This window comes from Acidaminococcus sp. AM05-11 (assembly GCF_003472805.1).
GTDB lineage: Bacteria > Bacillota > Negativicutes > Acidaminococcales > Acidaminococcaceae > Acidaminococcus > Acidaminococcus hominis.
On sequence record NZ_QRMX01000005.1, the window covers coordinates 67,009 to 88,526 of the forward strand.

Genomic DNA, 21,518 nt, shown 5'->3' on the forward strand with positions numbered 1-21,518 from the left:
TACAGATATGAATTAACAGATGGGAGAGATGCTTCATGAAGAAAAACAAATTGGCAGCCGTGCTGGCAGGCGTTTTGGCACTGGCTCTATTAGCCGCAGGCTGCGGCGGCAGTGATTCCAAAGCTGGCGGGACAAGCAGCAAGCCTATCAAAATTGGCGCTACGGCAGGGCCTCATGCGGACGTGGTCCATGCAGTGGCTGAGGAAGCCAAAAAACAGGGCATGAATGTGGAAGTGGTGGAATTCTCCGATTACATTACGCCGGATAAGGCCTTGGCGGAAGGCGATCTGGACCTGAACAGTTACCAGCACGCACCGTTCTTGAACAACTTCAATACCCAAAACAATACCAAACTGGTGCCCATTGGCAACACCATCCTGATGCGCATGGGTATCTACAGTGACAAGATTCATGACCTGAAGGCTGTGCCCGACGGCGCTGTAGTGGCCATTCCCAATGATCCCACCAATGGCGGCCGGGGACTGGTGCTCCTGGAAAAGGCTGGCCTGATTAAATTGAAGGCTGGGGTGGGCTTTAAGGCCACGGTCAACGATGTGGTGGAAAACCCCAAACATTTGCAGTTTAGAGAGCTGGAGGCTGCGCAGCTGCCCAGAAGCCTGGCAGATGTGGATCTGGCCGTGATTACCATGAACTATGTAATGAGTTCCGGTATGGACGTGAAGAAGCAGGGCCTGTTCTGGGAAGCAGACGATGAACCGTTAGCCGTTATGGTGCTGGCTGCCCGGGAAAAGGATAAGGACAAGCCGGAATATAAGAAGATTGCGGAAATCTTCCATTCTGCGGCAGTGAAAAAATTCATTGAAGACAAATTCAAGGGAACCATTGTTCCTGCCAAATAAGCTAGGGGCTGCAGCGTGGCTGCGGCCCTTTCTTTCTCCGGAAAACTTTCTAAAAGTAAAAAAAGTTCGTTGACAAAGGGATTGCTGCATGATAAAATAATCACTGTTGTGATACCTATCACGCTTTGCCGAAGTGGCGGAATTGGCAGACGCACTTGACTCAAAATCAAGCGCCCTCAAAGCGTGCCGGTTCGAGTCCGGCCTTCGGCACCAATCAAAAAGTGAGACTGTGAAATTTTCACAGTCTTTTTTTGTGCGCCAAAAAGCTTTTGGACAAAAGAAACCCGCTGGGATGCCCAGCGGGTACGCAGTTCACTTTGCTTTATTTCAGCTCTGCAGTTTTTTCTTCCCCAAATTCCACCAGACCACCCAGGTGCAGGGAAACCACCTTGCCGTCCTGGATATCGGCACCGGCGGTTAATTTGCCTCCGGGCATGGTCAGCTCTACTTCCAGGGAACGGCCTTGGCGCAAGGCCAGGGCTGCTGCCACGGAAGCCGCACCGGAACCGCAGCTGTTCTCCCAGTACAGGGTGCCGGTTTTGCACACATAGACTGCGGGAATTACCTCCAGACTGCCTGGATCTACCAGCATCAGCCCATAGGCCTCGGGTTCCGGCCACCGGGAAACTTCCCGCTGAAGGGATTGGAACAATTGTTCTTTGTCCACATAATCCAGGTTGGGGGTGAAATAAATGTAATGGTCGATGCCCGGCAGGGAAATCAGCTGGCACTCCACACTCTCCCGTTCATAGGACAGGGGAATGGTGCCGGTTTTCAGAGGGGGCTGGAGTTTGATGACCGTTTCGTAGGTGCGGTCCTTGATCTTTTTGGCACGGGCTGGCAGGGCTTCCGAGCAGCCAGAGCAGCTGACCATAAAATCGCCCTGGTCCTTATTTTGCAGCAGCAGGGCATAGGCTGCCGAGGAACGGGAAGCGTTCCCACAGAATTCGCCGCCCATCATGGTTACGGTAGTGTGGTTCCCGGCAACGGCAAAACAGCCTACCTGTTCCGCCGTTGGTTCCATTTCCAAAAGAAAACGATTGACAACCTTCCGCTGCTCAGGAGGGATGGGATCAAGGACAAAAAGCGTAATGTTGCCGCTGGGGTTAGCAGTGACGTAATGGATTTGCATATTCAAGGACCGCCTTTCTATGGAAACAAAGCATAATAAGCTTTTGATTTATGCCTTTATTATACAGACCTTATGGGAAATAAACAATATCAAAATTTCGATTTTTGCATGATTTCTGAAAATAAATCTGTGTATCCGATTTGTGCTACAATAAGGAACGTGCAAAACGTAAAAATAAGAACAACCCAATGGAGGGATAGTGTGAAAAAGAAAGTCAAATGGTTTGGTTTTTTGTGTATGGGGCTGGCGTCCCTGCTGCCCTGGCATATAGGGGCTGCAGCCGATGCTCCCAACTGGCAGGGGGGTGTTCCTGAATACCAGGAAGTTCAGGGTAAAATTACCCAGGATGGCCCCAAGCTGGTCTTTTCTGACAGCCCAGAAATGGTCAAGGAATGCGGCATCATGTACCGGGATACGGTGCAGGGTCCGGTGCGCTTGTTTTTTCATCATGTGAATGATATGAAAACCGATAAACGGCTGGCGGTGGTGCTGCGCCGGGTGTCCCTACGGCCCAGTTCGGTGTTGGTGGGGAAAAATGGCGTTTCCCGGCCTAATACGGACTGGCTGGAAGCGGGCAAGGAAGCCCAGGAACGCTACTATGGATCCGTCCCCAGCCGGAAGCCCTTTGCAGTTTTAGGGGTCAAGGATCTTTTGGGCAGCGGCAAAGGCCTGGTAGTAAAGCCCCAGCAGTTGGTTACGGGAATTGTGGACCTGGAAACAGACCAGCCCGTAGAAGTGTCCGTGCTCATGATGCCCATGAATGCGGACCTGAAAATTTCTACGGATCTGTTTTCCATTCTGCCCCCTGACGAAGGCGGCCATGTGCTGCGGGGGACCTTCAATACCTCCAACTGCCATGTAACCCTGGAGGAACCCTTTGATGCGGATAAGAACACCATCTGGGGCCTGGAACTGGCGGATAATGCCAAGAATCCCTACGTTACTGGGGTGGACGCCACCACCGGCCAAAAGGTCATCAATTACGGCAACTATGGGGTAATGTACGACGTAAATTTCCGGACCAAGGGCAAGCGCAATACCATTCTCCGGTTCAATCCCTACGGGGGACCCTATGCCGGGGAAGGGGTGCTGGACGTACAGGATAAGGCCGCCAAATACATCCGCCTGCCGGAAGACGCTACTTCCTTTGGCTGGAGCGGAGACGGGGAAAACATGGTGGTGGGCACCATTCCTGCGGACCGTCGGGCTACCTTCCATTTTTCGCCTCCTGGTTCTTCCAATCTGCCCATTCGGCTGTTCTGGCAGGGTGAGGAGAAAAACGATTTTAGAAATAGATTTAATGGAAAATAATTATCAAAAATACTTGCTTTTTTATTAAAAATGGCCTATAATAAACCTGTAATCGAGATGGATGCATGAAACGTTTTTATCCGCTCGAAATGCTAGAATATAGGGGGAATTGACAATGCCAGAATTAAAAGGTACTCAAACTGAAAAGAATTTACAAACTGCTTTTGCAGGTGAATCTCAAGCGTATAACAAGTATGGTTATTATGCTTCCGTAGCTAAAAAAGAAGGCTATGAAAGAGTAGCAGCCAACTTCCTGGAAACCTCCAACAACGAAAAAGAACACGCCAAGATTTGGTTCAAGGCTCTCCATGGCGGCTCCATTCCTGATACCGTTGCCAACCTGAAAGATGCGGCTGCCGGTGAACATTACGAATGGACCGATATGTACAAAGGCTTCGCTGAAACCGCTGAAAAAGAAGGCTTCACCGAATTGGCTTATAAATTCAGAGCTGTAGGTGCTATCGAAAAACATCATGAAGAAAGATACCAAGCTCTGCTGAAAAAGGTAGAAGATGGGACCATGTTCGAACGCAATGAAAAGACCGTTTGGATCTGCTCCAACTGCGGCCACATTGTTGAAGCTGAAAAAGCTCCTGAAATCTGCCCGGTTTGCGCTCATCCCAGATCCTACTTCATGGTCAACTGCGAATGCTTCTAAGCTGACACAAAAAAGGTGCCTCAAAAGTTACTTTTGAGACACCTTTTTTTAAAAGCAATTTTGGGTTGTAATTACCGGTTGGTGAGCCCCAATTCCGTCAGCATTTCCATATCTTCTGCAATGGTGGTGCCGGAGGTGGTGAGCATATTGCCGGTAATGGAAGCAGAAGCCCCGGTGAGCAGCGCAGACTTGCCGTTGTCCGGCAACAGTTTGCGGCCTGCAGCCAGGCGGATATTGGCTGTGGGGTTGATGAAGCGGAAAATGGCAATGGTGCGCAGGATATCTTCCGGCGGCAAGGAAGGACGACCTTCCATACCGGTGCCGGGGATGGGCATCAGGGCGTTGATGGGAATGGATTCAATTCCCAGGCCTTGCAGCTCAAAGGCCATATCCAGCCGGTCCTGCCAGGTTTCTCCCATGCCGATGATGCCGCCGGAGCACACGCACAGACCTTCTGCTTGGGCGGCCTTGATGGTCCGGATCCGGTCATCGTAGGTATGGGACGTGCAGATCTGGGGGAAGTAGCGCCGGGAGGTCTCGATGTTGTGGTGGTAGCTGGTAACTCCGGTTTGTACCAGCCGGTGGAATTGTTCCTGGCTGAGAATGCCGTGGGAGGCGCACAGGTCGATGGTCAGGGTTTTGTGCATTTCCTGGTAGGTGTCCAGGGCTTTCTCAAAATCCTTACCGGTCAAGGCCCGGCCGGAAGTTACCAGGGAAAAACGGTTGGCGCCGGCATCTTGGTCGGCCTTGGCCACTTTCATAATTTCTTCTTTGGGCAAAAAGCCGTATTCTTCACAGTCCGTATGATGGCAGGCGGCCTGGGCGCAGTATTTGCAGTTTTCGCCGCAGCGGCCGCTGCGGGCGTTGATGATGGTGCAGAAATCCACATGGTTGCCGCAGAAATGCTTTTGCAGGCGTCCAGCTTCCCGCTGCAGGTCTTCCAGGGGCAGGGTCAGCATTTCCTGTACAATGGCATCGTCCTTTTGCAGGCGGTACCCAGCCATAATCCGATCGGCAACAGCCGTTAGTGTTTCTTTCATGAAATTAGTCATCCCTTCTCCAATGGTCTATGAGTCATTATAGGGGACGGGAAAAGAACGGTCAACGCATATTACAAACAGGTTAACATAAAACTTTTTATTTCACTAGGAAAAGGAGTGTATCAAAATGGACAAAAAAGAATTGCTGTTCATCTATCTGGAAGGCTGTCCCTATTGCCAAAAGGCTTCCCATGCCTTGGAAGGCATTTTTGCAGAGCATCCGGAGTACAAGGAAATTCCCCTGGTCCGGGTCAGTGAGACCAAGGAACCGGAAAAACTCCAGGGCCGGAACTATTATTACTGCCCCACTTTCTTCTACGGGGACGAAAAGGTCTACGAGGCTGCGCCCGGAGATTCCGAGGAGAAAATGGACAAAATCCTCCGGGACTTCTACCAGAAGGCAATGCAAGGCTGAAACACTTATACAAAAAGCGGCTCCAGGCAATGGCTTGGAACCGCTTTTTTCGTGCGCTTAAAAATCAGCTATTGGCACCGGACAGGGCCTTGGCTTTCATTTCCTGATACTTCCGGGAGTAGAAAGGCTTCATTTGGGCTTCCCGGTGGTCGTAGCCGTAGGCCCGCTTGGAAATGGTCAGGATGGGAGGGGCCTGAATCCGTTTGGCTACTGCCAGGCCGCAGAAGTTTTTCCACCACCGCTCCAGGTCTGCAATAAAGGCTTGGGGAGTGGGGAACAGTTCCTTGACCAGCCCCGGGGCGCAGCCCAGGTGTTCTTCCAGGGTGCCTTCCAGGTACCAGCCCAGCAGGTCTTCTGGAGAAGTCTTGTACCAGTCCTCAATAAAGGAACGGAACAGAAAGTCGTGGTAGGGGTAGACCAGGGGGTCGCCGCCGTTTCCCACGGTTTGGGCTTCGGACAGTTCGGCACTGGGCTTAATAGTGAAAATCTGCTCTGGAATCACTTCTTTGTGGAAAACTTCTTCGTTCAGGTAGTGGCCCAGGGCGTAGACCTGGTGCTTCCACAAATCTCCCAAAAGGGCCAGGACGCCGGCAATGTCGCCGTAGAAGGTGGCGTAGCCCACGGTCATTTCCGCCTTGTTGGAGTTGCAGGAGAAGCCGCCCCCAAAGGAAGCTGCTAGTCCGGCAATTACCCGGGCACCCCGGTCCCGGGCCTGAATGTTTTCCGTAGCAAAGGGGGTAATGGTCAGCTTGGAATCTTCTCCCGTAGCGTAGTTGTGGATAGGGGTCTGGCCCAGCTGCTCAATGGTCTTGTCCACTACTTCCTGGATAGGAATGATTACGTAACGGGTACCCAGGGCCTGGGCCATTTGCTGGGCCAGGTTTTTGGTAACAGAGGAATTATAGCGGCTGGGAATGTTGGCCAACAGCACATTATCCGCTCCCAGAATGTCCACATAGAAGGCGGCCGTTACCGCAGAGTCAATGCCGCCGGAGACCCCGATGGTCATCTTTTGGAGGCCAATCTGCTTGAGAAATTGGGAAGCCCCATAGTGCAGGGCCGTATAAATTTCCTTGGCATCGGAAAATTCCGGTTCCGGTGCTTTGTTCAGTTCCAGCTGCCGGGCTGCCGGATCAAACTGGGCCGTAAGCAGGGTTTCCTGGAAGGCCGGGGCATCGGAGCGGCTTTGGCCGTCCGCACTGTAGAAGGTGCTGCAGCCATCGAAGGTAAAGATGTTTTTCCCGTTGTTTTGGACCCCTACACTGTTGCAGTAGACCAGGGGAATGCCGCATTCCTTGGCCTGGGCGGCAAAAATCCGGTGCCGTTTGACGTTTTTGTGGAAGGTGTAGGGAGAGCAGGAAATATTGCAGAGAAGCTGGGCTCCGTTTTGTTTGAGAAGCTGGGGAATATTATAGTAGTAGTTTTCCGTCCAGCCGTCTTCACAGAGCATGATGCCCAGCTTGACTTCCTGGCCCCTGATGGTTACCGCTACGGGCTGGAGCAGCTCTTTGAGCGACGGGGTCCCGGGCAGTTCCAACTGCAGCTTGGTGGTGCTGTGGAAATACCGGCCATCGTCAAATTCCCGGTAGTTGGGCAGGGCAGTTTTGCTGATAAAGGGGTAGGGCAGACCACCGTGGAGCAGTTTGCCGTTTTGGGCCACAAAGGCCGCGTTGTATTTGCGGATCCGGCCGTCTTCGTTGATTTTTTCAGGGTCAAGGGCAATATTGCCAAAAACAATGCAAAGGTCCTTGCTGGCGGCAATCAGTTCCTTGCCCCAGGCTTCACAGTCCCTGAGAAAAGCGTTCTGTTCCCAAAGGTCTCCCAAAAGGTAGCCGGGGATGGTCAATTCGGGGAACAGGACAATGTCCGCCTGCTGGGCTCTGGCTTTTTCCAAATAGGCCAGGGCCTTTTTTGTATTGGCTTCCGGATTGCCAGGTTCTACCTGGATCTGGGCACAAGCAATCGTGATCTTCATTTGTGTATCACTCCGTTACTTGATATAATATAAGCTTACAGATGGGCTTATCAAACCTGTATGCTTACCATTATAACAAAAGGAGCGGGGATATGAAAGTCAAGAAGACCAATGCGGCTCGTATTCTGGACGAAGCCCATATCAACTATGATCTGAAAAGCTATCCGGTAGATCCGGAACATTTGGACGCCGTCCATGTGGCAGAATCTGTAGGAATGCCCCCGGAACAGGTGTTTAAGACCCTGTGCTGCCGGGGAGATAAAACTGGCGTCCTGTTTGCCGTAATTCGGGGCAACGGAGAGCTGGACCTGAAGGCCCTGGCCAAGGCCAGCGGCAACAAGAAAACCGAATTGGTGCATCTGAAGGAAGTGCTGGGCCTTACCGGCTACATCCGGGGCGGGGTAAGCCCCATCGGCGCCAAGAAGCATTATCCGGTATACCTGGACGACACGGCCAAAAACTGGGAGATTATTGCGGTCAGTGCCGGGCACCGGGGACTGCAGCTGCTGTTAAAACCCGACGATTTATTGGCGGCAGTGGAAGGCAGCTACTTTACCAATCAATAAGAAAAGAAGAAGAAACGGCTGAAATAGAGCGAAAATTGCCGAGGTAGTTGCGCACAAGGGGCGCTTATGCTATGATACGATTGCGTAAAGCAGAAAGTAGGGGGACTATGTTATACATTAGTACAAGAGGGAAAACAGATATGGTAAGTTCAGCCCACGCCATTTCCAATGGCTTGGCAGCTGATGGAGGGTTATTTGTACCCAAAGAGTTTCCTGCAATCAGCCTGGCTGAAATTGATGCCATGCGGGGTACGCCCTACAGTGACCGGGCACTTACGGTACTGGCAAGGTTCTTGACAGATTATAGTGAAGAAGAATTGAAAACCTGTGTGGAAACTGCCTACAGCAAAGAACGCTTTGGGGATTTTCCTGCACCGCTCCACATGCTGAAGAAAGACCTGGATGTACTGGAATTGTGGCATGGACCTACTTGTGCGTTTAAGGATATGGCCCTGCAAATTCTGCCCCTGTTCCTGACCAAGGCTGTGGTAAAGACCGGGGAAGAGAAAAAACTGGTGATTCTGGTGGCTACCTCCGGGGATACGGGCAAGGCGGCTATGGCAGGCTTTGCTGATGTGCCGGAAACGGAAGTCATCGTGTTCTATCCCCAGGAAGGGGTTAGTGACATCCAGAAATTGCAGATGGTTACCCAAAAGGGCGACAACGTTCACGCCGTTGCGGTGGAAGGCAATTTCGACGATGCCCAGACCGGCGTAAAGAAACTCTTTGGCGATAAGAAACTGGCTGAAGAGCTGGATGAACACGCCTGCGCCTTCTCCTCTGCCAACTCCATCAACTGGGGCCGGCTGGTTCCCCAGATTGTATACTATTTCAGCGCTTATGCGGAAGCCGTCAACGGCGGCCGGATTGAAAACGGCGAACCCATCAACTTCTCCGTTCCTACCGGGAACTTTGGGGATATTTTGGCCGGGTTCTACGCCAAGCTCATGGGCCTGCCGGTGAACAAATTCATCTGCGCTTCCAACAGTAATAATGTGCTGACGGACTTTATCAATACGGGCGTCTACAACCGGAAACGTCCTTTCCATAAGACCATTTCTCCGTCCATGGATATCCTGGTTTCCAGCAACCTGGAACGGCTCCTGTTTGAGGAGACCGGTCATAATGCGGCCAAGGTGGCCGGCTGGATGCAGGAACTGGCGGACAAGGGAGAATACAGCATTGACAGTGAGCTGCAAAGCCGGATTCTCAAGGACTTTTTCGGTACCTGGGTGGACGAGGTGGAAACCCGGGAAACCATCGGGGATGTGTACAACAATTACGGGTATGTAATGGATCCCCATTCCGCAGTAGCCTACAAGGCACTGGAAAAATACCGGCTGATGACCAATGACCCCACGTACTCCATTGTGGTTTCTACGGCCAGCCCCTTCAAATTCAATGATGTGGTGCTGCAGTCCTTGAACCCTGATAAGTACGAACAAGCGGACCTGAATCCCTTTGAGGCCATGAAGACCCTGGCCGAGCTTACCAAGCTGACCATTCCGGCCAGCATGAGCGAACTGCCCTATTTGCAGGTGCGGCAGAGCCAGGTGATTGCCAAGGATCAGCTGGAAGCGGAAGTGAAAAAGACCCTGGGCCTGGAATAAGGCCTGGAAAGCATGGGGCCCGGCCCCGAACTTGTATATCGAGAGCTTTCTGTTCCCTGGGGACAGAAAGCTCTTCTTACGTGCAAAAAAAGCTTTTCCAGGGTAAAAAATGCGGTCACAAGTGGTGTCTAAGCTCCTGTAATAGGGGTCATAAGAAAAGTCGAATAAAGTGTTAAAAATGTTTCAGTTCAAACGTAAAATTTCGTGGGAACGCCTTATTTTTTTATAGGAAATATGGTATGATATCCAACGTAGATTACGCGATTCAGAGGGGAGAAAAAATGGAAGTAACAGAAATTACCAAGATCAGACGGAAAGTGCTGACCATGCTTGCCAAGATGACGTATGATGGGAATCTGCCGGACCACGTTTATGACGTGCTGCAGATCGTGAACGAAAACACGCCCAGACTGCGCTGCTGTGTGCACAAGGAAAGAGCCGTCCTGAAGGAACGGATCAACGTTGCCCTGGGTATGGATACGGATATGAACATTATCCAGGCATCCCAAAAAGCCTTGGAGGAACCGGTGGATCGGACCCAGCACGTGATTGCTGTATTGCCGGAAGCCTGCTCCGCCTGCCCTGTAAACAAATATATGATCACCGATATCTGCCGCCGCTGTCTGACCCACCGCTGCATGAACGGCTGCCCCAAAAAGGCCATTTCCGTTTACCAGGGCCGGGCCCACATCGACTATGATATGTGCGTGGAATGCGGTAACTGCAAACGGGCCTGCCCCTACGGCGCTGTAGCGGAAATTGCCCGTCCCTGCGAAAATGCCTGCAAGGTACACGCCCTGCATACCGGCAAGAACAAGAAAGCGGAAATTGACAAGAACATCTGCGTAGAATGCGGTGCCTGCCGGGCTGCCTGCCCCTTTGGCGCTATCGAAGAACGCAGCCATATTGTCCAATTGATCCAGGCCATCAAATCCGGCCAAAAAATCTATTGCCTGCTGGCACCTTCCTTCGTAGGCCAGTTCGGCCTGAAGGTACAGCCGGGCCAGATTGTGGCTGCCTGCAAGAAGCTGGGCTTCAAGGAAGTCCGGGAAGTGGCGGTAGGCGCCGATATGACCACTATTTCCGAAGCGGAAGAATATGTGGAAAAGGTGGAACACGGCACCCAGAAGCTGATGACCAGTTCCTGCTGCCCGGCCTTTGTGGCTACGGTAAAACGCCATGCACCGGCTTTGGCAGACTGCATTTCCGATACCGTATCTCCCATGGTGGCCCGCAGCAAGGCTGTAAAACATGACGATCCCGGTGCGCTGACGGTTTTTGTAGGTCCCTGCATTGCCAAAAAGGTAGAAGCCCGGGAACACCCCGAAGACATCGATTTTGTGCTGACCTTTGAAGAACTGAAATGCATGATGGACAGCATGGGCATCAACCCGGCGGACTGCGAAGCCGCTCCGTTCCACGCTGCTTCCTCTGCTGACGGCTGCAGCTTCCCGCAGGCAGCTGGGGTAAGCACCGCCGTCAATGACTACACCAAGGAAAAATACAACCTGGAAGTAAGCGGCCAGTACTGCAACGGTTTGGACCAGTGCTTGCAGGCACTGAAGGATTATCAGGACGGTAAGCTGGATGTGAAATATATTGAAGGCATGGCTTGCGAGAAGGGCTGCCTCAATGGACCGGGAGCCATGACGGAACCGGGCATTACCCGGGTACTGCTCAAACGCTTTGCCGCCACTACCGCCATGACCTGCGCAGGGGACAACGAATTGGCCCAGCAAGGCGTGAAAAACGTGGATATGGAACGGGTATATTTGCGCAAATAAGCGTAGTGTGATAAAATAGCCGAGTAGCTATATCAAGGTAGGAGGAGAATTTGTATGTCGGGACACTCTAAGTGGGCAAATATTAAATTCAAAAAAGGGAAAACAGATGCACTGCGTGGGAAGATTACCACGAAAATTGGCAGAGAAATTACTATTGCTGTCCGCATGGGAGGTTCTGATCCTACTGGCAACATGAAGCTGAAGTTGGCTCTGTCCAAGGCTAAAGCCAACAATATCCCTAAAGATAATATCAAAAGAGCCATTGCCAAGGGCGAAGGTACCACGGAAGGCTCTGATTACGAACAAATTACCTACGAAGGGTACGGCCCTGCAGGGGTGGCCATTATGGTCAGCGCCCTGACGGATAACCGGAACCGTACGGCTGCCGATGTGCGCCATGTCTTTTCCAAAGGCGGCAACATGGGTGAATCCGGCTGCGTAGGCTGGATGTTCAAAAACAAAGGTGTATTCACCGTGGAAAAAGAAGGCGCTCCCTCTGAAGACGAATTGATGGAAATCGCTTTGGACGCAGGCGCTGAAGACATGGAAACCACAGATGACAGCTATGTGATTACCACCGCTCCGGAAGACTACGATGCCGTGGAAAAAGCCCTGGCTGATCATAATATTGAGGTTGCCATGAGTGAGTTGTCCCTGATTCCTGACAACACCATCACCGTTACGGGTGAAGATGCAGTAAAGGTACAGAAGATGCTCGATAACTTCGAGGACCTGGACGACGTGCAGGACGTTTATACAAACGCTGACCTGCCTGAAGAATAACAAGAAGTATGGCCGGCCAGCTGGGGGTTTCCCCGCTTGGCCGGTTTTTCACTATCAGGAGGAATTTTATGCTGGTATTGGGCATCGACCCGGGAACGGCGATTTGCGGCTACGGGCTGGTTCGTCTGGAAAAAAGCCGGCTGATTCCTGTGCATTACGGAGCCGTTTTTACGGATAAGGATATGCTGCCGGAATTGCGGCTGAAGAAGATTTTTGAAGAATTGAATGGATTGATTGCGGATTATAAGCCGGATTTCATGTCGGTAGAAAAGCTGTACTTCAACCGGAACGTGAATACGGCTATTCCTGTGGGACAGGCCCGGGGCGTTATTGTGCTGACAGCAGCCCTGGCTGGGATTCCGGTGTTTGAATACACCCCCATCCAGGTAAAGCAGGCCATTACCGGTACCGGACGGGCGGACAAGAATCAGGTGACCTACATGGTCCAGAAGCTGCTGCACATCCAGGAGAAACCCAAACCGGATGATGTGGCGGACGCCCTGGCCATTGGCATCTGCGGCCTGAATTCCATTCGGGAAAAAGATTTGCTGGAGAGGTTATCATGATCGGATTTATTAACGGCAGAGTGGACCATATTGGGGTGAATTTTTGCCTTTTGGAAACCAGCAGTGGGGTAGGGTACCGGATTTTCATGAATACCGGGGACCTGGGCCGGCTGACGGTGGATCAGCGGACAAAGGTGTACACCTATCTGGCGGTCCGGGAGGACGCCCTCCAGCTGTATGGCTTTTTGACCTATGATGCCTACAATCTGTTTACCCAGTTGATTACCGTCAGCGGGATTGGCCCCAAGGTGGCACTGGGTATTTTGTCGGCCTCCAAGGTAGATGCCTTCTACCTAGCCCTAAAGAACCGGGACCTGAAGTATTTGACCAAGCTTCCCGGGATTGGAAAGAAAACGGCAGAACGGATGCTCCTGGAGCTGAAGGATATCCTGGGACCGGAAGGCACGGAAGAAGCCGGGGGCGGCGAAAATCTGGGAAGCCTGGAAGAAGGCACCGGCGTGCTGGGGGCGGTCTCTGACGGACTGACCTATCTGGGCTATACCCAAGCAGAAATTGCGGAGGTGCTGAAAAAGCTCCCCGTAACACCTGACAGTACGGCGGAAGAACTGCTGAAGGCAGCGCTGCGGCTTATGGCCAGGAGGAGCTAATGGAAGAAACCAATCGCGTGATTGCAGGACAGGAGCAGGAGCAGGACGGCTGGCAGTACAGCCTCCGGCCCCGGCGCCTGGCGGAATATATCGGACAAACCAAGGTGAAGAAGAACCTGGAGATTTTTATCCAGGCGGCGTTGAAACGGAAGGAAGCCCTGGACCATGTGCTGCTCTACGGGCCTCCGGGACTGGGGAAGACCACCCTGGCCAATATCATTGCCAACGAGCTGAATGTAAACATCCGCATTACCAGCGGCCCGGCCTTGGAACGGCAGGGGGATCTGGCGGCCATTCTTACCAATCTGAACGAAAGTGATGTGCTGTTTATTGATGAAATCCACCGGCTGCCCAAGACCGTAGAGGAAATCCTTTATTCGGCCATGGAAGACTACGCCCTGGACATTATCATCGGCAAGGGGCCGGCAGCCCGGAGCGTACGGCTGGATTTGCCCCGGTTTACCCTGATTGGGGCAACCACCCGGATGGGCTCCGTGGCGGCTCCCCTGCGGGACCGTTTTGGGGTCATCTGCCATTTGGAATTCTACACTCCGGAAGAATTGCAGATTATTGTGGAACGGGCTGCGGAAATTTTGCAGGTGAAGATAGACCCGGAAGGGGCCTACGAAATCGGCCGGCGGAGTCGGGGTACCCCCCGGGTAGCCAACCGGCTGCTCAAGCGGGTGCGGGACTTTGCCCAGGTGGCGGATCTGGACCATATTTCCACGGAAGTTTGCCGGGAAGCCATGCAGCGGCTGGAAATCGACGATTTGGGTCTGGACCGGAACGACCGCCGGCTGCTGCACAAGCTGGTGGTGGACTTTGGGGGACGGCCCGTGGGGGTGGATACCCTGGCGGCGTCCCTTAACGAAGAAACGGAAACCCTGGAAGATGTGTATGAACCCTACCTGATGCAGCTGGGAATGCTGCACCGGACGCCCAAGGGACGGCAGGCTACGGCTGTGGCGTACCAGTATTTGGGCGTACCCTATCCAGAAGAGAGGAATGTACCGTGAACCTATTGCTTCATGCCTGCTGCGGCCCCTGTTCCACCTATCCTGTAAAAACCTTGACGGAGCAGGGAAAGAGCTTTACAATTTATTACTTTAACCCCAACATCCATCCTTATAAAGAATTCAAGCGGCGGCTGAATACCCTGCGGGAATTCTGCGAAAAACGAAAATACAAACTGGTGGTGGACAAAAGCTATCCCCTGGAGCAGACCCTCCGGGGTATGTTGGACGAACCCACCGTGCGCTGTGCCTACTGCTACCGGGTGCGCCTGGAGGCGGCAGCCCGCTACGCCAAGGAAAACGGCTTTGATGCCTTTTCCACCACGCTGCTGGTGAGTCCCTACCAAAAGCATGAATTGATTAAGGAAATTGCCGAAGAAATCGCAGAGCGGGAGGGGATTCCCTTCTACTATGAAGATTTCCGGGTTGGCTACCAGGAAGGAGTGGACATCAGCCTGGAGCTGGAAATGTACCGGCAGCCCTACTGCGGCTGCATCTTCAGTGAGCGGGATCGGTATGAACGGGTGAAAAAGAAGAAGCACCCGGCGGCCCAGCCCCAGCAGGAAGGCAGCAGCCTATGAAGAAAAAGCTGACGATCATCGGAGTTGTATGTCTGGTTCTTCTGTTCCAGGGCCTTGCCCTGGCAGCAGGAGGCGGCCCGAAAATTCGGGTGGGCCTGGCAGTGGAGCAGTTTTCCGCCCAGGTGCAGTCCAAGGGCAAAATCAAGGTCATTGACGGAAGCGGGAAAACTACCGTGCTTTCACCGGGCCAGCATTTTGTCAGTGTAAAAAACGGCAGCCTATATGCAGATGATAAGAAGCTTTCCGGGGGTCAGCTTTCTCTGGTAGCTGACAACGCCAAGAACCCCATCTATATCAACCAGAAAAACTACCGGGGTGCCCTGACCGTGCTTTTAAACAGCGGCCGGAAAAACCTGACGGTGGTAAATACCCTGCCGGTGGAGCAGTATCTGTACGGGGTGGTTTCCAAGGAAGTGATTCCCCTGTGGCCCGACGAAGCCATCAAGGCCCAGGCTGTAGCTGCCCGCTCCTTTGCCCTGTACCACCTGGACAAGGACCAGTACCCCAACTTTGACATCAAAGCTACGGATATGGGCCAGGTCTACGGCGGGGCGGCGGCAGAACACGCCAACACCAACAAACTGGTGGACGCAACGGAAGGAATGGCGGCTACCTACAAGGGAGACCTGATTCAGGCCTTCTTTCACAGCAGCAGCGGCGGGTATACGGAATCCGCCTACAATGTCTGGGGAAAGGATATTCCCTATCTTCAGGCAGTGCCCGATGAGGACAAGGATTCCCCCCAGTACACCTGGACCAAAAGCTTTACCAAGGTCCAGCTGAACCGGCTGCTGAGCCAGAACGGCTACAATGTGGGGGACCTGGAGGGCATCCGGCTGTCCGCCCGGGCAGCGGCGCCCATGAAATGGACCCCGGACCGGGGAACCTCCGGCCGGGTGAAGCGCATGACCTTTATTGGCAAGCGGGGCTCTGTGACCATCCCCGGCAATAAGGTCCGCTCCATGCTGGGCCTTAGCAGCACCCTGTTTGAAATCCAGATTGGACCGGAACGGCCGGACAAGTTGGAAGTACCCATTACCAACCGGTATGGGTATCAGATTGGGGAAAAAACCATACCCATCCGGGAAAAGGACCAGGGCGGCACGGCCGTAGGGGATCTGCGGCTGTTTAGTGACGTACCCGGGGAAAAGGTGACCTTTACCGGAGGCGGCTGGGGCCACGGCGTTGGCCTAAGCCAGTGGGGCGCCCGGGGCATGGCCCTGTCCAGGGAAGCCCGGGGTAAGAAAGATTATTATAAAACCATCCTGGCCCATTATTATCCGGGCATTCGGGTGGAAAAAGAATATTAGGAGAAAAAATGGACGTTACAGATTTTGATTATGAGCTGCCTCAGGAATTGATTGCCCAGCATCCGGTGGAACCCCGTGATTCTTCCCGGCTGTTGGTGATGGATAAAAAAACGGGTGAACTGGAACACCGGCATTTCTACAACCTGCCGGAATACCTGAAACCCGGTGATGTACTGGTTTTTAACGATACCCGGGTAATCCCGGCCCGGCTCCACGGGGTGAAAACCACCGGAGCCCATGTGGAAGTTTTTCTGCTGACCCGGAAAAATGCCACGGACTGGGAAGTGCTGGTACGGCCCGGCAAGAAGCTGCAAAAGGGAGCCCAGATTAATTTCAGCGAGGAGCTGAGCTGTGAAATTCTGGAAACCACCGATTTTGGCGGCCGGATTGCCCGCTTCCACTATGACGGCGTCTTTGAGGAAATCCTGGACCGGCTGGGAGAAACGCCCCTGCCGCCCTACATCCACGAACCCCTGGCCGACAAGGAACGGTACCAGACCGTGTACAGCCGGGAACGGGGCAGCGCTGCGGCACCTACTGCCGGCCTGCACTTTACCAAGGAACTGCTGCAAAAAATCAAGGATATGGGCGTGGAAGAAGTTTTTGTAACCCTCCATGTGGGTCTTGGCACCTTCCGGCCGGTCAGCGAAAGCCGAATTGAAGACCACAAGATGCACAGCGAGTTCTACTCGGTGACCCCGGAGGCGGCGGAAGCCATCAACCGGGCCAAGCGGGAAGGCAGACGGGTCATTGCCGTAGGCACCACTTCCGTCCGGACCCTGGAATCTGCTGGGGCAGACGGGATTGTAAAGCCCGGCGGCAGCTGGACAAGCATCTTTATCTACCCGGGCTACCAATACAAGATTGTGGACGCCCTGGTCACCAATTTCCACCTGCCCCAAAGCACGCTGATTATGCTGGTGGCTGCCCTGACCAGTCGGGAAATGATCCTGAACGCCTACAAGGTGGCCGTTCAGGAAAAGTATCGTTTCTTCAGCTTTGGCGATGCCATGTTCATTCGGTAAAGGAGATTCCATGCGCCAAGTCTATTTCGAACTGATTAAAGAAGACCCCCGCAGCGGGGCCCGGCTGGGCAAGCTGCACACTCCCCACGGCACCTTTGACACCCCCATGTTCATGCCCGTAGGTACCCAGGCCACGGTAAAGACCCTGACCCCGGAAGAACTCTACGCCATGAACTCCCAGGTGATTTTGTCCAATACCTACCACCTGTTCCTCCGTCCTGGCACGGAGTTGGTGAAGAAGGCCGGGGGCCTGCACAAATTTATGAACTACAACCGGGGGATGCTTACGGACTCCGGCGGCTTCCAGGTCTTCAGCCTGGGAGAAATGCGGAAAATTACAGAAGAAGGGGTCATGTTCCGGTCCCATTTGGACGGCTCCAAGCAGTTCCTGAATCCTGAAGTGGCTACCAAAGCCCAGGAAGACCTGGGGGCCGACGTTATTATGGCCTTTGACGAATGCATTCCCTATCCTGCGGACCACGCCTACGCCAAGCAGTCCACCGAGCGGACCACCCGCTGGGCCAAGCGCTGCCTGGACGCCAAAACCCGGGATGACCAGGGCCTGTTCGGCATTATTCAGGGGGGCATGTATCCGGACCTGCGGGAATACAGTGCCAAAGCCATTACGTCCATGGATTTTGACGGCTTTGCCATCGGCGGCCTCAGCGTAGGGGAACCCCATCCTCTCATGTACGATATCCTGGGAAAAACCACCCAGTGGATGCCCAAGGACAAAGCCCGGTATCTGATGGGCGTTGGTACGCCGGACTGCCTGGTGGAAGGGGTCAACCTGGGGGTGGATATGTTTGACTGTGTGTATCCCACCCGGGTAGCCAGAAACGGTACGGCCATGCTGCCTACCGGCCGGCTGGTAGTGCGGAACGCTGCCTATATGGAGGACTTCCGCCCCATTGACGAAAACTGCGATTGTTATACCTGCCGCCACTTTAGCCGGGCCTATATCCGTCACCTGTTTAAGGCAGAAGAAATCCTGGCATTGCGGCTGCTGTCTATACATAATCTCCATTTTCTGTTAAAATTTGCAGAGAATATGCGCAAGGCAATTGCTAATGACACGTTCCCGGAATTTCGGGCAGCGTTCTTAGAGAATTACAACACTACAGGGAGGTAATCGAATGGAAAGTATGATTCAAATGGCCTGGCCTTTCATTCTGATGGCGGCGATCTTCTACATGATGATCTACCGTCCCCAGAAGAGAGATCAGAAAAAGAGAGCAGACATGCTCAACGCGCTGAAGGTCGGTACCCGGATTGTGACCATCGGGGGCATTTTCGGCGTTATCACCAAGGTGCAGGAAGACAAACTGCGCATTAAAGTGGCAGAAAACGTGGAATTCCATATCCGCCGTTCTGCTGTGGGCACTGTGCTGACCTCTGCTTTTGACAAGGACAACAGCCCCAAAGAAGAAACCAAGGAAGAAGTGAAGGAAGAAGCCAAGGCTCCGGAAGCTGCCAAGGCTGAAGCTCCTGCAGAAAACGCTGCCGATGCTGCCAAAGCTGAACCGGCTGCAGAAACCAGTGAGGAGTCTAAATAATGGAAAAAAAGACAGTTCGCCTGGAAATCAAAGAGAAACTCAAAAAATTGAATCAGCGGGAACTGCACAAATTCCATAAAGAAATCAACAGCCATATTTCCAACAGCCGTTTGTTCCTGGAAGGCAAAGTCATTATGGCCTACCTGGCAGTGCCAGGGGAAGCCAGCGTGGACGCCTCCATTTCTACGGCGCTCAGTATGGGCAAAACAGTCTGCGTCCCCTTCATCCTGGAGGAAGAAGGGCAGATGCAGGCTGTTCGGCTGGTTTCTTTAAAAAAATTGGGCACGGACCGCTTCGGCATCCGTACGCCCCAGGAACCGGTGGAAGTCATCGCTCCTGAAGATATTGACCTGGTGCTGGTTCCCGGTCTGGGCTTTACGGCCCAGGGCGACCGGCTGGGCAAGGGCAAGGGCTACTATGACCGCTTCCTGCCCAGATGCACCAAAGCAGTTACCATGGCTATAGGCTATGAAGCACAGGTATTGAAAGAACTGCCTGTGAATGCGCACGACGCAAAAATTCGTTACCTGTGTACAGAAAAGGGCCTGCGGGTCTGCCGGTAACGATGTCAAGGAGGAATCATCTTGAAGGGTAAAAATCGGGCCAAGCTGCTGATTTCGGTGCTGGCCATTTTGATTTCTTTTGCCGTATTCATCAAGCCGCTGGCTAGTACGGTAAAACAGGGCCTGGATTTGCAGGGCGGCACCCACGTGGTTTTGCAGGCCCAGGATACACCGGAGTCCAAGGTGGACGATGATGCCATCAACCGTTCCATCAAAATCATTGAACGCCGGGTCAATGAACTGGGTCTTACCGAACCGGTAATCCAGCGTCAGGGCCGGGACCGGATTATTGTGGAACTCCCCGGGGTCAAGGATCCTGAAAAAGCCATTGCCATGCTGGGCCGTACGGCCATGCTGGAATTTAAGGACATGAATGGCAACACGGTGCTTACCGGTAAGGATCTGAAGGATTCCAAAGCCAGCGTAGACCAAAGCGGTCAGCCTGTGGTTACCCTTCAGTTCAATGACGAGGGCGCCAAAAAGTTCGGTGAACTGACGGCGGCCAATGTAGGCAAACAGATTGCCATTTTGTTAGACGGGGAAGTGCTGACGGCTCCCCGGGTCAATGAACCCATTACCGGCGGCAACGCCCAGATTACCGGCTCCAAGGATGCCCAGGAAGCAGAACATCTGGCCATCTTGCTGCGCAGCGGCTCCCTGCCGGTGAAACTGGAAATCGTGGAAAACCGGACCGTAGGACCTACCCTGGGCCAGGATTCCAAGGATGCCAGCGTCAAGGCCTTTGCCATTGGCCTGGCCGGCGTATTCTTGTTCATGTTGCTGTACTATCGGCTGTCCGGACTGGTAGCCGACATTGTGCTGCTGCTCTATACCCTGCTGCTGCTGGCCGTGATGAAGGGGCTTAATGCAACCCTGACCCTGCCGGGCATTGCCGGTATCATCCTGTCCATTGGTATGGCCGTAGATGCCAACGTGCTGATCTTTGAAAGGTTTAAGGAAGAAATCGCGTCGGGCAAGACCCTCCGGGCTGCGCTCAATGCCGGTTTCTCCCGGGCCTTTGTGACCATCTTCGACTCCAACGTGACCACCCTGATGGCAGCTGCTGTGCTGTTCTATTTGGGTACCGGTCCTGTAAGAGGCTTTGCCGTTACCCTGGCACTAGGTACCTTGATCAGTATGTTTACGGCCATTACCGTAACCAAATTTATCCTGAAGGCACTGGTGGGCAGTGAATTCACCAAGAATCCTGCCGTATTTGGTGCCAAGGCACCGAAGAAAAAAGAGGAGGCGGCACAATGAAAAAGTTTTCCATTGTAAAACATGCCAAAATCTTCTTCTCTCTGACGGCCATTGTGTTGATTGTTGGTATTGTTTCCATGTTTACCCGGGGTTTTAACCTGGGCATCGACTTTACCGGCGGCAGCATCATTGATTTGAAGTTTGCCCAGCCGGTTTCCACTTCCCAGGTCCGGACGGTGTTGGATGACCATGATTTGGGCAGCAGCATTATCCAGCTGGGAACCAACGGCCAGAATACGGAAACCAGTGAATCCGTGCTGATCCGCACCGGCCTTATCAGCGACAGCCAGCGTAAGGCCGTTATGGACGACCTGACCGCCAAGCTGGGAGAAAACCAAGTGCTGAAGGTGGAGAACGTAGGCGCTACGGTGGGCAACGACCTGGTCAAACAGGCCATTGGCGCGGTGGTACTCAGCTGGGTGCTGATGATTGCCTATATTACCTTCCGTTTTGAACTGCGCTTTGCCCTGGCAGCCATCATCGCCCTGATTATCGACGTTATGGTGACCTTGAGCTACTTCTCCCTGCTGCATCTGGAAATCGATTCTTCCTTTGTAGCAGCCCTGCTGACGGTAGTAGGCTATTCCGTTAACGGTACCATCGTTATTTTCGACCGTATCCGGGAAAACCTGCATACCCACAGACGGAATGAAAGTATGGAAGATATGGTGGATAACAGTATTTGGCAGACCATGACCCGGTCCATCTACACCACCCTGACCACCCTGTTTGCTGTAGTAGCCATCTTCCTGTTTGGCGGGGAAACCATCCACAACTTCTCCTTCGCCATGCTGGTGGGCTTCTCCAGCGGTTTCTATACCTCTACTTTCCTGTCCGGGACCATGTGGCTGTTCCTGCGGAAAAAATTGAAAAAAGCGGCCTGAGTTTCAGGCTCCCTAAGC

22 protein-coding genes and 1 tRNA gene are annotated in these 21,518 nt (G+C 53.2%); 20 read left to right on the plus strand and 3 right to left on the minus strand.

Annotated features, from left to right (window positions below; genetic code table 11):
• Positions 1 to 35: 35 nt before the first annotated feature.
• Together DW089_RS04340 and DW089_RS04345 are read left to right on the plus strand one after the other, a co-directional pair.
• Positions 36 to 860, plus strand: coding sequence for a MetQ/NlpA family ABC transporter substrate-binding protein (locus tag DW089_RS04340; RefSeq protein WP_105327182.1), 825 nt, complete (start codon positions 36 to 38; stop codon positions 858 to 860).
• 127 nt (positions 861 to 987) lie between these two features.
• A tRNA-Leu gene (locus tag DW089_RS04345) sits at positions 988 to 1,073 on the plus strand.
• A gap of 109 nt (positions 1,074 to 1,182) precedes the next feature.
• On the opposite strand, the gene DW089_RS04350 is transcribed toward DW089_RS04345, so the two are convergent.
• On the minus strand, positions 1,183 to 1,992 hold the full coding sequence (locus tag DW089_RS04350) for a hypothetical protein (protein WP_118286843.1): 810 nt from the start codon (positions 1,990 to 1,992) through the stop codon (positions 1,183 to 1,185).
• Between the two features lie 201 nt (positions 1,993 to 2,193).
• On the opposite strand from DW089_RS04350, the gene DW089_RS04355 reads away from it, so the two are divergent.
• Both DW089_RS04355 and rbr read left to right on the plus strand, forming a co-directional pair.
• Positions 2,194 to 3,303 (plus strand): copper amine oxidase, encoded by a 1,110-nt coding sequence (locus DW089_RS04355; RefSeq protein ID WP_105327184.1) that lies wholly within the window; start codon positions 2,194 to 2,196, stop codon positions 3,301 to 3,303.
• Positions 3,304 to 3,418: 115 nt separating this feature from the next.
• Positions 3,419 to 3,961 carry a rubrerythrin gene (rbr, locus tag DW089_RS04360; RefSeq protein WP_105327185.1) on the plus strand — a complete coding sequence of 181 codons (543 nt, stop codon included), beginning with the start codon at positions 3,419 to 3,421 and terminating at the stop codon, positions 3,959 to 3,961.
• Positions 3,962 to 4,032: 71 nt separating this feature from the next.
• On the opposite strand, the gene bioB is transcribed toward rbr, so the two are convergent.
• Positions 4,033 to 5,001, minus strand: coding sequence for a biotin synthase BioB (bioB, locus tag DW089_RS04365; protein WP_118286844.1), 969 nt, complete (start codon positions 4,999 to 5,001; stop codon positions 4,033 to 4,035).
• Positions 5,002 to 5,128: 127 nt separating this feature from the next.
• Between bioB and DW089_RS04370 the strand changes: the two genes are divergently transcribed.
• Positions 5,129 to 5,416: a thioredoxin gene (locus tag DW089_RS04370; RefSeq protein WP_118286845.1), complete on the plus strand. Its 288-nt coding sequence runs from the start codon at positions 5,129 to 5,131 to the stop codon at positions 5,414 to 5,416.
• A 64-nt stretch (positions 5,417 to 5,480) separates the two neighbouring features.
• On the opposite strand, the gene nadE is transcribed toward DW089_RS04370, so the two are convergent.
• Complete coding sequence (nadE, locus tag DW089_RS04375) at positions 5,481 to 7,391, minus strand: NAD(+) synthase (protein ID WP_118286846.1); 1,911 nt, start codon at positions 7,389 to 7,391, stop codon at positions 5,481 to 5,483.
• Positions 7,392 to 7,483: 92 nt separating this feature from the next.
• Between nadE and ybaK the strand changes: the two genes are divergently transcribed.
• From ybaK to secF, 15 genes are all read left to right on the plus strand, one after another.
• Positions 7,484 to 7,957, plus strand: coding sequence for a Cys-tRNA(Pro) deacylase (ybaK, locus tag DW089_RS04380; RefSeq protein ID WP_118286847.1), 474 nt, complete (start codon positions 7,484 to 7,486; stop codon positions 7,955 to 7,957).
• A gap of 107 nt (positions 7,958 to 8,064) precedes the next feature.
• The gene (gene thrC / locus DW089_RS04385; RefSeq protein ID WP_118286848.1) at positions 8,065 to 9,567 is read left to right on the plus strand and encodes a threonine synthase; all 1,503 of its coding nucleotides are present in this window, start codon (positions 8,065 to 8,067) and stop codon (positions 9,565 to 9,567) included.
• 281 nt (positions 9,568 to 9,848) lie between these two features.
• Positions 9,849 to 11,351: a 4Fe-4S dicluster domain-containing protein gene (locus DW089_RS04390; protein WP_105327191.1), complete on the plus strand. Its 1,503-nt coding sequence runs from the start codon at positions 9,849 to 9,851 to the stop codon at positions 11,349 to 11,351.
• A gap of 54 nt (positions 11,352 to 11,405) precedes the next feature.
• A complete protein-coding gene (locus DW089_RS04395) occupies positions 11,406 to 12,134 on the plus strand; it encodes a YebC/PmpR family DNA-binding transcriptional regulator (RefSeq protein WP_105327192.1) in 729 nt (242 codons plus the stop codon).
• Between the two features lie 68 nt (positions 12,135 to 12,202).
• A complete protein-coding gene (gene ruvC, locus DW089_RS04400; protein ID WP_105327193.1) occupies positions 12,203 to 12,700 on the plus strand; it encodes a crossover junction endodeoxyribonuclease RuvC in 498 nt (165 codons plus the stop codon).
• On the plus strand, positions 12,697 to 13,308 hold the full coding sequence (gene ruvA / locus DW089_RS04405) for a Holliday junction branch migration protein RuvA (RefSeq protein WP_105327194.1): 612 nt from the start codon (positions 12,697 to 12,699) through the stop codon (positions 13,306 to 13,308). Before ruvC ends, ruvA begins: the two co-directional genes overlap by 4 nt.
• Entirely contained in the window at positions 13,308 to 14,324 is a 1,017-nt protein-coding gene (ruvB, locus tag DW089_RS04410) for a Holliday junction branch migration DNA helicase RuvB (RefSeq protein ID WP_105327195.1), read from the plus strand. Before ruvA ends, ruvB begins: the two co-directional genes overlap by 1 nt.
• Complete coding sequence (locus DW089_RS04415; protein WP_118286849.1) at positions 14,321 to 14,902, plus strand: epoxyqueuosine reductase QueH; 582 nt, start codon at positions 14,321 to 14,323, stop codon at positions 14,900 to 14,902. The genes ruvB and DW089_RS04415 overlap by 4 nt, the downstream gene beginning before the upstream one ends.
• On the plus strand, positions 14,899 to 16,212 hold the full coding sequence (locus DW089_RS04420) for a SpoIID/LytB domain-containing protein (RefSeq protein WP_105327197.1): 1,314 nt from the start codon (positions 14,899 to 14,901) through the stop codon (positions 16,210 to 16,212). Before DW089_RS04415 ends, DW089_RS04420 begins: the two co-directional genes overlap by 4 nt.
• An 8-nt stretch (positions 16,213 to 16,220) precedes the next feature.
• Entirely contained in the window at positions 16,221 to 17,237 is a 1,017-nt protein-coding gene (gene queA / locus DW089_RS04425; protein WP_118286850.1) for a tRNA preQ1(34) S-adenosylmethionine ribosyltransferase-isomerase QueA, read from the plus strand.
• 10 nt (positions 17,238 to 17,247) lie between these two features.
• Entirely contained in the window at positions 17,248 to 18,369 is a 1,122-nt protein-coding gene (gene tgt, locus DW089_RS04430) for a tRNA guanosine(34) transglycosylase Tgt (protein WP_105327199.1), read from the plus strand.
• A 4-nt stretch (positions 18,370 to 18,373) separates the two neighbouring features.
• Positions 18,374 to 18,793 carry a preprotein translocase subunit YajC gene (yajC, locus tag DW089_RS04435; protein WP_118286851.1) on the plus strand — a complete coding sequence of 140 codons (420 nt, stop codon included), beginning with the start codon at positions 18,374 to 18,376 and terminating at the stop codon, positions 18,791 to 18,793.
• Positions 18,793 to 19,356: a 5-formyltetrahydrofolate cyclo-ligase gene (locus DW089_RS04440; RefSeq protein ID WP_105327201.1), complete on the plus strand. Its 564-nt coding sequence runs from the start codon at positions 18,793 to 18,795 to the stop codon at positions 19,354 to 19,356. The genes yajC and DW089_RS04440 overlap by 1 nt, the downstream gene beginning before the upstream one ends.
• A 21-nt stretch (positions 19,357 to 19,377) precedes the next feature.
• Positions 19,378 to 20,616 carry a protein translocase subunit SecD gene (secD, locus tag DW089_RS04445; RefSeq protein ID WP_105327202.1) on the plus strand — a complete coding sequence of 413 codons (1,239 nt, stop codon included), beginning with the start codon at positions 19,378 to 19,380 and terminating at the stop codon, positions 20,614 to 20,616.
• Entirely contained in the window at positions 20,613 to 21,500 is an 888-nt protein-coding gene (gene secF, locus DW089_RS04450) for a protein translocase subunit SecF (protein WP_105327203.1), read from the plus strand. The genes secD and secF overlap by 4 nt, the downstream gene beginning before the upstream one ends.
• Positions 21,501 to 21,518 lie beyond the last annotated feature (18 nt).